The following is an 11,968-nucleotide window of genomic DNA, read 5'->3' as shown; positions in this document are numbered from 1 at the left end:
AAGTAACTGCGTGAACTAAGGAACCGCCGTATACCGAACGGTACGTACGGTGGTGTGGGAGGTCGGCTACTCAACTAATGGGTAGCCTCCTACCCGATTTCCAAATCTTTATATGTACGAATGTTGTTAATTATAGAATGAATGATCCTTAACTCCTCGACACTTTGACCGGACAAAAGAATATTAATCTTCTCCATAAGTTCTTTGTTAGCAGATCTCCGCGTATTTTTGTTGCGTTCGAATAAGTCATAAGGTGATATTTTTAGCGCCTCGGCTATTCTTACAACGGTCTCTAACGAAATATTCACTTCGCCCCGTTCAATTTTGCCAAGGTATGACCGATCTATTCCAACGATTTCGCTTAACTGTTCCTGAGTTAGGTTTGCGGCTCTGCGATAAAAACGTATATTATTAGCGACTTGAAGATAGAAATGTGCCACTCAACCACCTCTATTTAAGAGTAGGTGAGTCGCGGGGCATCTTAAAGTGAAATATTCTACCATTTCCCATTTGAAAATGGGTATTATAATACCCTATAGTAAGAGTAGACATTTACATCTAGGAGTGACTGCTCATGAATTCCTTGCCTCATCAATTGGTTATTGAAAATGTTGTTCAACTGAAGCAGCGCGGTAAAGTTTCTTATTCTGGCGGTGTATTGGCAACAACTGTTCTAGCCATTCATTATGTAAAACCTTTTGATCACCCATCTGGTAAAGGGTATCAAAGACCGGTCGATGCAAAAAAATGTCTGGATTTCGCCACCTATTTATCAAAAGGGGACAATGCCTTATTTCCACCTGTTATGTTAAATGCTGAAGGTAACTGGGACTTCATCCCTTATGACAAATTGAGGCCAAATTTCGGAAGACTGATATGTAATAAGAAAGCTTCACTTCTGGATGGTCAGCATCGTTTAGGTGGTATTAAAAAGTATTTGCAGGAAACCAATTCCGAGTTGAATGTTCCTTTTATTGCTTTTCATTTTTTAGATAATGACGAGGAAATTCAACTCTTTGATACAATAAACACGAAGGGGAAACAAATCGGATTTTCGCTTAGTAAATATTTGCAAAGGCATTATGATGATATTAGCTGGATTGCAACAGAACTTGTCCTGCGAAACGATAGCCCGTTCCATAGTAACTCATCGATTACCGGAAAGAGATCATCCGGAAGGCACATTACTTTACAAAACTTATATAGAATGATTGAGTTCCTAACAAAGCCGCAGCATGTCTCTGCGTTGACTAAAGAAGATAAAATTATGTTGGCATTGGTCTACTTTAACACGATAAAAGAGCTCTTTGAGACTGAATGGTCTGATTATAAGGAATACAGAATTACTCATATAGTCTGTTTGAATGCGCTTAGTATTGCAGGTGCAGAAGTACTATCGGAATGCGTTTCGGAGGATAAGAAAGGTATTGATTATCAGAGAATCATTAGATTGGTGAGGAAATTGAAAAAATTTGATTGGTCCACTACAGGCAGTCTGCGATATGTAAGAGGTACCACAGGTTCAAAGAAGTTAGCGTCCGATTTGTTGTCTTTAATGTTACCAGTTAGCAGTTAAGAAAAGAGGGGAGATGTGAGCGAAAAGGCTGAAAAAATGTCAAAGCTTATCACCTTGAACTACCCATGCTTGACTACCTTCACCCTAAAAGGCGCGAACCTTTTAGGGTTCTTTTTTTAGTTGTATAATCGGATTCCTTAAAGCCACCTCCTCAAAAAATGTTATAACCTGTATGATCAAATGCCCCGGTGGTTGCGTTAAAAAATAATTTCGTCAGTTTTGATTCAATGATTCCAACCACTAGAATTATAACTTTATCGTTTACCTTTGTTTCGCCCTGCGAACCGATCCGGAACGGCAAAAGGAGTACTGGGCGACCTGGCCCCATTATGTAAAAGCCCTATACGATGCGGGGATCGTCGTTGCCGGTGCCGGTCTTCAGCCACCGGAAACCGCGACGACTCTTAGGCTGCGGCGCGAAGGAGGGCCCCAAGTTCAAGACGGACCTGTTGCCGACACCAAGGAGCAGCTCGGCGGCTTGTTCGTGATCGATGTGCCGGATCTGGATACTGCGCTTGAGTGGGTGGCCCGCTGCTCGATCCCGGCGGGAAGAGTCGTGGAAGTCCGTCCCAATCTGACGCAGAGAGGCTAAAGCTGCGCATGAATGTTGAGAGTAGGGTCGAACAGGCGCTGCGTGATTCGTATGGCCGGCTGATTGCGTTCCTAAGACGTTGCGGCGGCGGAAGACGCGCTTTCCGACGCCTTTCTCGCCGCATTGGAAACGTAGCCTCGAACTGGCATTCCCGACAAGCCGGAGGCATGGCTGTTGACGACGGCGCGCCGGCGGCTGATTGACGGAGTCCGTCGAGCCCAAATTCAGGCCAAAGTAGCGCCGACGGTGATCGCATTGACGGAAGAGGCGCAAAGAGCTGGCGAGCTCTGACAGCGTTTTTCCCGGCGAACGGCTCAAGCTGCTGTTTATTTGCGCCCATCCGGACATTGATGCCTTCATTCGTACGCCGCTTATGCTTCAGACGGAAATGGGGCTGGATGCAGCCAGGTTCGCCTCCGCTTTCGTCGTTCGCCCTACAGCCATGGGACAGCGGCTTACCCGCGCGAAAGCAAAATCCGCGACGCCGGTATCGCCTTCGAGCTGCCTGATGCCGAGGAGCTGCCGCTGCGACTAGATGCGGTGTTGGAAGCCATTTATGCCGCCTACGGCAGCGCGGGTGGGACGACGTTGCGGGGGCCGATCCCCGCCGCAGAGGACTTACCGAGGAAGCGATTTACCTTGGCAGGCTGCTCCTGCGGATCCTGCCTGCCGAACCGGAATCGAAGGGGCTGCTGGCGCTTATGCTGCATTGCAAGACCCGCCGTGAAGCGCGGCGTACGGAGACGGGGGAGTATGTGCCCCTTTCGGAGCAGGCTACGGCGCTCTGGTCCAGAGCAAGAATAATGGAGGCGGAAAAGCATTTGACCGATGCGTCTAAAGCCGGACGAATCGGGCGCTTTCAGTTGGAAGCGGCGATCCAGTCCGTGCATGCCCAGCGTGCATGGACCGGCCGTACCGAGTGGGAGGAGATCGCCCTGCTGTATGAGGGGTTAATGAGGTTAGCTCCGACCATAGGCGCGCTCGTCGGCCGTGCGGCCGACGTGGCCGAGGCGCGGGGCGCCGCGAGAGGCCTTGAGCTGCTGGAAGCCACTCCTTCCGAGGCCATTCAGAATTACCAGCCCTACTGGGCACTTGCCGCCCATCTGTTCAAACGAATGCAACGATCGGAGCAGGCAAGCGCTGCATACAGCCGTGCCATCGGGTTGTGCGAGGAACCGGCGATGCGCGATTTTTTGATGCGTCAGTCACGTCAACTATAACGGACAATAAACAGACGGGGGTCCCTGACCGATAGGATCGGGGGTGCCTCGTCTTTTTTGCGGCAGGCCAGAGGTGAAACGCGGGATACGGTGTAGGCTTTGCCGGCAAGGAAACGACCGGCGGCCGTTACCTTGGCCTTGCTGCTGTTCCAACAAATCGCGAATTTCCGCCAGCAATTTTTCTTTATTGGACGGCACCGGAACGGCGGCAGGCTTTTCCGCTTCTTTTCGCTTTTATTTACTTAAGGCTCGCTCGCTTCACCAGTTTTGCTCGTTGAAATCCAGACCGTCGCATCGAAGTAAGGGGTATTAAACATAACCAGGGAGCAAACTGCCACGGGTGGCCTGCTCTCTTTTTTATTAAAATAGGCGTCAAACCGTGGGTGCCATTGGAGTACAATTATTCAATCTCGAGGGAGCAGTTCGCCGCGGCGGTTGTTCCCTTTTTGCATTGAAGTAACGGCAGATTAATTACAGAAAAAGGGGAAAAATAAAGCTTTATTGAATATATAATTCATTGAGGATTTTCTTTTCGAAAGCAATGTGAGCCGTCAACAATTGGCCAGCGCCGTTCAATGGAATTGAGATGAAAATAAAACGTGATGTGGTGAGGGCAAAAAGAGTGGGTTTATTCTCGGGGTAGTATTGTTGCTTGTGACAGTCAAGGCCTACCAATTATTCGTATTGGATTGTGCTCGTTTCTCCGCTTATCAAGCTGCGCGTGTAACGCTTCATTAATGTTTCAAGTCTAAAATTTTATAAAAGTTTTTGAAGGCTAAAATGACCGGGATTCCTTTTATAGATAAGGAACCCCGGTCTATTACTTTATTATCGCCGAACACCTTCTTTTGATTGTTAGGTCGCCATTGGCGGCCTATTTCTTAGCGTATATCGAGTGTTTTTATATTTTTTTTACACCTTTGACCGGATTCTTTACCCCCTTTTTACGGCGAATCGTATTAAGATTTCTTTGTGCCGAGGAGGGAAGTTGGCTATGAAACGTACGAGTAACTGGAGTGAAGTTTATTTTTCTTGCGCCCCCGGTTATTTGGAAATCTTTACGCTTTCCTACCTGTGGTTCGGCGCCATCTGGACAAAGGACAACCAATCGCGGCATTCGGTACAAGGTTATTGGTTCGGAGACTGTAAGGAGGATGTGTTGACAAAGGTTAAGCAAAATGACTGGAATTCAATCGTCGAGGTTGTGGATTTTAGCGCTGTCGACAGCATTTATGAAACCTTTCGGAGGAAACAAACCGTATCCGATTGGAATCGCCGTTCTTACTTGCCGATGCGCAGTTTGCTGACAAAACGATGGAGATCTGTGAAGGCCGGGTGGTACATCCTCCGATCAAGGGATACCTATCCGTTTTACCTATCTGAAGTTAGGAAGAGAGGTTGGTTTGTACTAGTTATGCATGCCGCTGTTTGTGAAAACGAGGCCGATAAGCTGCATTTCATCGATAAAGTCCTGAGCATGGGATTAAGCTGCAAGAAAGCCGTTAGGCTGAGTTAACGCGTTGGATGGAGGAATAAGGGATGAACAGTACGGAATATTCGTTGGTTTCGGCGCCAACAATCGCCGGTGAACGATTTATCCGAATGCTGAAGCTCAAAGAGCTGCCGTTCGCGGTCATAACGAATAACGATGCCGAGCAACAAAAATGGATCAAGCTGGGGGCGGAACATGTGATTCCTATTGATACGGAGGAGCTCGGGAATCAGTCAGTTCCTGAATATCCGATAGGCAATGTCTTTTTATTCGAAAATGGTTTATCCGACTGCTGCCGTTATCTACAAATGACCCGCAGCTGGACTTCAAAATCCATCTATGTCATCACAGCAAATGAGCAGTCAAGGTTCGTTTTCAAAAAGTTTGGAGCGGACTACGTCATCCATTCTAAGAGTGGGGATATGCCTTTTTTGATCAGTTAGACGATTCGTTGAACGGACTCTGTGTAGGAGGGACTAGAAGTCTATGTTTAGCAACGATTTCACGATGATTTTGCTGTTCGTTTTGGCTTTCACAGGATTGTGGGGATTTCTGGAATTTGCTGAGAAAGCGTGAGGAGGCAGGTTCATGATTGTCATGGGCATCGTCGCATTCGTCCTGATTATTTATCTTGGGTTTGTACTCGTGAAACCTGAAAAATTTTAGCCGAGGAGCAGCTATTCGTTAACTCACCTAAGGAGGATATTTTACCATGGGCATGGGATTCGTGCAGGTAACGATAACGCTCGTCATTATTTTGGCGTTGGTAAAGCCGGTTGGCAGTTACCTGGTGAAAGTGTTCGATTACGAGAGGACGGGACTTGACCGGATATTCGGTCCTTTCGAGAGAGCCGTCTACCGTATTATGGGCGTTCGCGACAAAGAAGCAATGGGGTGGAAACAGTATCTCGGCGCCATGCTGCTCAGCAACTTCGTGATGCTGATTCTGATGTATCTTGTCCTGAGGCTGCAAAAGTATTTGCCGCTCAATCCGGACGGGATCGACAATATGCCTTCCGCGCAGGCGTTTAATACGGCCGTATCTTTCATTACCAATACGAACTGGCAATCCTACAGCGGAGAAAATGCGCTCTCTTACTTATCTCAGATGCTGGCGGTCACATTCCCGATGTTCACTTCGGCAGCGACGGGCTTCGCGGTGGCCGTGGCTTTCATCCGCGGGCTGATCGGCCACCAGGATAACTTGGGCAATTTTTATGTGGATATAACACGGGCGATCATCCGAGTCTTTTTGCCGCTTAGCCTTATTGTCGCCCTGTTCCTAGTATTTCAAGGCGTGCCGCAAACGATGCAAGGGGCTGTAGAGGCGTCCACGTTGGAAGGGGCCAAGCAGACCATTACAAGAGGCTTGGTGGCCTCACTGGAATCCATTAAGCATATCGGCACGAACGGCGGCGGCTGGTTCGGCACGAACGCGGCGCATCCTTTTGAGAATCCGACGCCGCTGACGAACCTTGTTCATATTGTTTGCATGATGCTGCTGCCGACCTCCTTAGTTTACGCCTTCGGGCTCATGATCAAAAACAAGAAGCAAGGGTGGGCCGTTTTTGCCGCAATGGGCTTTATCTTCCTCGTTATGCTTGCAACTGTATTTGTAGCTGAGTACCACGGAGTGACCGCTCTAACCTCTGCAGGCGTTAACGGCAATATGGAAGGCAAGGAAGTTCGGTTCGGGATATCCGAGTCCGCGCTGTTCACGGCCGCGACGACTGCCGCCACTACCGGTAGCGTGAACAATATGCTCGAGTCGTTAACGCCAATGGGCGGCTTTGTGGCCTTGGCCGAAATGATGCTGAATAATGTCTTCGGCGGCAAGGGTGTCGGCCTGCTGAACGGGCTGTTGTATCTCATTTTGTCTATCTTCATTTGCGGTTTGATGGTGGGCCGTACTCCGGAATTCCTCGGCAAGAAAATCGAGGGCAAGGAAGTCAAGCTGGCCTCCATTGCGCTGCTGATCCACCCTGTTATCATTCTTGCGCCGACGGCACTTGCGCTCTTCCGTCCCGAATCGATAGCGTCCATCTCCAATTCGGGCATGCATGGACTCTCGGAGGTGCTGTACGCCTTCACATCTGGCGCAGCGAACAACGGCTCCGCATTCGCCGGCCTGAATGCCGATACGAACTTTTACAATGTCGGCATCGGACTCGTCATGCTGGTTGGACGGTATATTTCGATCATTGCGATGCTGGCGATTGCCGGTTCTCTCGCGGCAAAGCGCGTGGTTCCGGTAACGACTGGGACGCTGCGGACGAATACTCCCTTGTTTACGGGAATTTTCATCATGATCATTGTCGTGATCGGAGCGCTGACGTTCTTCCCGGCACTTGCGCTCGGACCGATTGCCGAGCATTTGGCTATGCCGCATTAAGCGCCGGCGTATATGTAAAGGGAGGATATATATGACAAACGAACGCAAGAAAACGATGACGAAGGAAATCGTATCCCAAGCGATATTGGATTCGTTCAAGAAACTAAACCCTGCGGTTATGATGAAGAACCCGGTCATGTTTATCGTAGAAGTGGGAACGGCGATTACATTGCTGCTGTCCATAGCTCCGGACTTGTTCGGAGCCGCGGGAGTAAGCAGGGGCTACAATATTGCGGTGTTTTTCATTTTGCTTTTCACCGTACTGTTTGCGAATTTTGCCGAAGCCCTTGCGGAAGGCGTGGCAAAGCGCAGGCGGATACGCTTCGCAAAACGAAATCCGAGACGATGGCAAAGCTGGTACAGAAGGACGGGACTATGAAGCACGTCTCTTCGACCCAGCTTAAGAAAGGGGACATCGTCCGTGTAGAGGCGGGCGAGCTGATTCCTACCGACGGGGAAATCATCGAAGGGCTTGCTTCGATCGACGAATCGGCTATTACCGGCGAATCGGCGCCGGTCATTAAGGAGGCAGGCGGAGATTTTTCTTCCGTAACCGGCGGCACGAGAGTAGCTTCCGACTTTATTGTGATGAAAGTGATGACCGACCCCGGCGAATCGTTCCTCGATCGGATGATTTCGCTCGTCGAGGGAGCCAAGCGGCAGAAAACGCCGAACGAAATTGCTTTAGCTACGCTGCTGGCCGTTCTGACGCTCATATTTTTGATTGTTATCATCACGATGGTCCCGATGGCCGGATACCTGGGCATTCCGCTGGACCTCGCCACCTTGATCGCTCTATTGGTATGTTTAATCCCCACAACGATAGGCGGGCTGCTGTCCGCTATCGGAATTGCGGGAATGGACCGGGTAACGCAATTTAACGTGCTCGCGATGTCCGGTAAAGCGGTGGAGGCCGCCGGCGACATCGACACGCTTATTTTGGATAAAACGGGTACGATTACGTACGGCAATCGGATGGCCGCCGAATTCATTCCCGTCAAAGGCGTAACCGCCAAGGAAATAACCTTCGCGTCTTTGCAGGCATCGGTCAAGGATGAGACGCCGGAAGGGCGTTCCGTCGTAGAACTCGCGGAGAAGCTTGGTGAGTCTTGGGCCGCAGCACAATATGAAGACGCTGAAATCGTTGAGTTTACTGCGGAAACCCGCATGTCCGGCATGAATTTGGCGAACGGCACATCGATTCGCAAAGGCGCGGTCGACGCGATTAAGAAATATATTACCGCCAAAGGCGGTAGAGTGCCGGGCGATCTTGAAGAGATTGCGAACCGAATTGCCAAAGCCGGAGGAACTCCGCTCGCCGTAGCTCTGAACGATCGCATATTCGGCGTGATTTACTTGAAAGATACCGTCAAGCCAGGTTTGAAGGAGCGGTTTGATGAACTGAGAGCAATGGGAATAAAAACGATCATGTGCACGGGCGACAACCCCCTTACCGCGGCTACTATCGCGCTTGAGGCCGGGGTCGACGATTTCATTGCCGAAGCGAAACCGGAGGACAAGATCGCCGCCATTAAGAAGGAGCAGCGGGAAGGCAAGCTCGTCGCCATGACCGGTGACGGGACGAATGACGCGCCGGCGCTCGCCCAAGCGGATGTCGGGTTAGCGATGAACTCGGGGACGATGGCAGCCAAAGAAGCGGCCAATATGATCGATTTGGATTCGGATCCGACGAAGCTGTTGTCCGTTGTCGCCATTGGCAAGCAGCTGCTCATTACCCGCGGCGCGCTGACGACTTTCTCGATTGCGAACGATATTGCGAAGTATTTTGCCATCATTCCCGCGATGTTTATTATGGCTATGCCGCAGCTTCAGGCGATGAACATTATGCATCTGGCCTCGCCCCAATCGGCGATCTTATCCGCTCTGATCTTCAACGCGGTCATCATCCCGCTGCTGATTCCGATTGCCATGAAAGGCGTGAAGTACCGCGCGGCGACAGCCGACAAGCTGCTGGCCCGCAACGTACTGCTCTATGGCTTAGGCGGTGTCATTGTTCCTTTCGTGGGGATAAAGCTGATCGACATGCTCCTTCACGGGTTTCACATCGTTTAACGAAAGGCAGGGAGATCGAATGAAAATGACGTTAACTGCAATCCGTGTGTCCGTCACACTCATGCTTTTATGCGGGTTGATGTACCCGCTCATTACGACTGGTCTCGCTCAAGCTCTGTTCCCGAAACAAGCGAACGGCAGCTTGATTCAGTCAGGGGATGTGGTCATCGGTTCCGAACTGCTCGCACAAAGCGTCACGTCGCCAAAGCTGTTCCATCCGAGAGCCTCGGCGGCCAAATACGATCCTACGGCATCGGCTGGCTCCAATAGGGCGGTAGCTTCGGACGACTATGTCAAAGAAATAAAAGAACAAATTGCCGAACTTAAGAAGGATAACCCAACGCTAAAGGATATTCCTTCCGATCTGGTCACAGCCTCCGGCTCCGGCTTCGACCCGGACTTGAGCCCGGAAGCGGCTAAAGCTCAAATTCTCAGAATCAGTAAGACAACTGGCATTGCCGAGCGGCAAATCGAGCAGCTCGTAGACTCGCTAACGCAGAGCCGGCAGCTCGGAATATTCGGGGAGCCGCGCGTGAACGTATTGGCGCTGAACATGGCCTTGCTGAAACAAGCGAAGCTTTAAAAAACGCAGCCGCTTCCTGAATTGCAGGGAAGCGGCTTTTAGGGGCTAACGGCATGGAAAACTTCCGCAGGAAAACACCCGAAGAAATTCTTCACTCGATCTCCAAGCTTCACCGCGGCACCTTGAAAATCTACATCGGTCCGGTGAGCGGCTCCGGCAAGACGTATCACATGCTCCGCGAGGGAAATGCCTTAAAGCAGCAAGGAATTGATGTGGTCATCTGCGCCGTCTCTACGTTGCAGCGGCCGGAAACCGTCGAGCAACTGGGAGATCTCGAAAGGGTGCCGAGCATCCATTGGCATCACGGCGGGATTGAATACAAAGATTTAAATCTGGACGCTTTGCTGGAGAGGAACCCCGAAGTCGTGCTCGTTGACGGACTTGCCCATCGAAACCGGCCGGACGCTCAGTTCCCGACGCGTCTGGACGATATCAAGTTTTTGCTGTCTCACGATATCAGCGTCATTACGACGGTTAACGTATATGAGCTGGAAGGTTACACGGAAATCGCCCAGAAGCTCACCGGAATCGAAGTGGGGCATACGGTTCCCGCGGATACGTTGGAGCTCGCCGACGAAGTGCGCCTTATTGATGTGACTCCGGAGGCGATATTAAACCGGCTTGCGGAAGGCCACGTCAAAGTGAATAAAGATACCACGGTATTTAAACGAGGCAATCTGGGGGTATTGCGCGAGCTCGCTCTTCGGCTTGTAGCCGAGGATGTGAACGAAACCTTGAACGAACACCGCGAGGAGTTGGGGCTTATCGGTCCGTCCGGTGCAACTGAACATATTCTTGTATCCGCCCAGTATCATTGGAACGGCTCGATCTACGTCCGCCGCGGCCAACAGATCGCCAAAAGATTGGGCGGGGACCTGTCCGTCGTCACCTTCCGCAACTTCAAGAAACCGCTGTCCAAAGAAGCGGCAACGTTCTGCAGAAGCATGATGAAGCTCGTGGAGAAAATCGGCTGCGAATTTGAAGAACTGCCGTTCCAAAGCCGCCGGAGCATAGCGGACCAGTTGGTCAAATACGCTGCCCAGCATAACGTAACGCGAATCGTGATGGGCCATTCCAAGCATACTCGGTGGCAGGAGCTGTGGCATGGGTCGGTCGTCAACCGGCTGTTAAAGAAAACGAGGAATATCGACGTCTTTCTCGTAGCCGACCGGGCCGAATACGAAGGGGAGCGCATTCTTCCCGCGAGAATTAAGCCGAGCCAGGAGTCCGACAAGTATCGCCGCTTAAGCGAGCAGGAAGTGGCCGAAAAAATACACAAGATCAAGCGCGGCAAGTTCAAAGTGTACATCGGAGCGGCGCCCGGCGTCGGCAAAACGTACACGATGCTACGCGAAGGCAACGACCTCTTGAAGAAGGGGGTAGACGTGCGGATCGGGCTGCTCGAAACGCATAATCGCAAGGAAACGATCGCGCAAACAGGCTGCCTCGAGTTCATTCCTCGCCAAAGCAACGTCTATCAAGGCGTCACCCTCGAGGAAATGGATACCGAAGCCATCATTCGGAGCTGTCCCGAGGTGGTGCTGATTGACGAGCTGGCCCATACGAATGTACCCGGAAGCAAAAATCGTAAGCGCTTCGAGGATGTGCTGGAGATTTTGGAGGCGGGAATATCCGTAATCACGACGGTCAACGTTCAGCACCTGGAAAGCTTGAATGACGCAGTGGAACAGATCACGGGCATACGGGTCAGGGAGACCGTGCCCGACAGCATCCTTCGGATGGCGGACGAGGTGCAGTTGATCGACGTCTCTCCCGAAGCGCTGCAGCAGCGAATGCGGGAGGGGAAAATTTACGCGATGGCCAAAGTCGATCAGGCTTTGAACCATTTTTTCAAGACGGGAAACCTCATCGCTTTACGCGAGCTTGCCCTTCGGGAAATTGCCGACGATGTCGATGAAAGACTGGAGTCGCTGGAGAGGAAAAGCTCCCTTCGCGGCCCGTGGCGGCGCAAGGAGGTGATTTTCGTGTGCGTCAATTCCACTCCTCACGCCGATCGTTTGATTCGCCGCGGATTTCGCA

The 11,968-nt window shown here is 51.0% G+C and carries 9 protein-coding genes and 2 pseudogenes; 10 read left to right on the top strand and 1 reads right to left on the bottom strand.

Annotated elements, in window-relative coordinates:
- Positions 1-89: 89 nt before the first annotated feature.
- Complete coding sequence (locus SD70_RS35540; protein WP_041052539.1) at positions 90-440, bottom strand: helix-turn-helix domain-containing protein; 351 nt, start codon at positions 438-440, stop codon at positions 90-92.
- A gap of 134 nt (positions 441-574) precedes the next feature.
- Here SD70_RS35540 and SD70_RS31395 point away from each other — a divergent pair, with 134 nt between their 5' ends.
- From SD70_RS31395 to SD70_RS31355, 10 genes and pseudogenes are all read left to right on the top strand, one after another.
- Positions 575-1,576: a DGQHR domain-containing protein gene (locus SD70_RS31395; protein ID WP_041052538.1), complete on the top strand. Its 1,002-nt coding sequence runs from the start codon at positions 575-577 to the stop codon at positions 1,574-1,576.
- Between the two features lie 256 nt (positions 1,577-1,832).
- On the top strand, positions 1,833-2,168 hold the full coding sequence (locus tag SD70_RS31390) for a YciI family protein (protein WP_041052537.1): 336 nt from the start codon (positions 1,833-1,835) through the stop codon (positions 2,166-2,168).
- 584 nt (positions 2,169-2,752) lie between these two features.
- Positions 2,753-3,388: pseudogene (locus tag SD70_RS38965) on the top strand (DUF6596 domain-containing protein); the annotation flags it as partial.
- A 994-nt stretch (positions 3,389-4,382) separates the two neighbouring features.
- A complete protein-coding gene (locus SD70_RS31380) occupies positions 4,383-4,904 on the top strand; it encodes a hypothetical protein (protein WP_041052536.1) in 522 nt (173 codons plus the stop codon).
- A 23-nt stretch (positions 4,905-4,927) separates the two neighbouring features.
- Positions 4,928-5,323, top strand: a complete 396-nt coding sequence (locus SD70_RS31375) for a hypothetical protein (protein ID WP_041052535.1) — start codon at positions 4,928-4,930, stop codon at positions 5,321-5,323.
- Between the two features lie 145 nt (positions 5,324-5,468).
- Positions 5,469-5,546 (top strand): potassium-transporting ATPase subunit F, encoded by a 78-nt coding sequence (locus SD70_RS40590; protein ID WP_082053795.1) that lies wholly within the window; start codon positions 5,469-5,471, stop codon positions 5,544-5,546.
- Positions 5,547-5,598: 52 nt separating this feature from the next.
- Entirely contained in the window at positions 5,599-7,272 is a 1,674-nt protein-coding gene (kdpA, locus tag SD70_RS31370) for a potassium-transporting ATPase subunit KdpA (protein ID WP_041052540.1), read from the top strand.
- A 31-nt stretch (positions 7,273-7,303) separates the two neighbouring features.
- Positions 7,304-9,345, top strand: a pseudogene (gene kdpB, locus SD70_RS31365) (potassium-transporting ATPase subunit KdpB).
- Positions 9,346-9,370: 25 nt separating this feature from the next.
- Entirely contained in the window at positions 9,371-9,928 is a 558-nt protein-coding gene (gene kdpC, locus SD70_RS31360) for a potassium-transporting ATPase subunit KdpC (RefSeq protein ID WP_231571712.1), read from the top strand.
- Positions 9,929-9,981: 53 nt separating this feature from the next.
- On the top strand, positions 9,982-11,968 hold a 1,987-nt coding region (locus SD70_RS31355), incomplete at its 3' end, for a histidine kinase (protein ID WP_041052531.1).

The sequence above is a fragment of the Gordoniibacillus kamchatkensis genome (assembly GCF_000829455.1).
GTDB classification, from domain to species: domain Bacteria; phylum Bacillota; class Bacilli; order Paenibacillales; family NBRC-103111; genus Gordoniibacillus; species Gordoniibacillus kamchatkensis.
The sequence above is the reverse complement of the archived record's forward strand: the minus strand, read 5'-3'. Positions and strand labels throughout refer to the sequence as shown.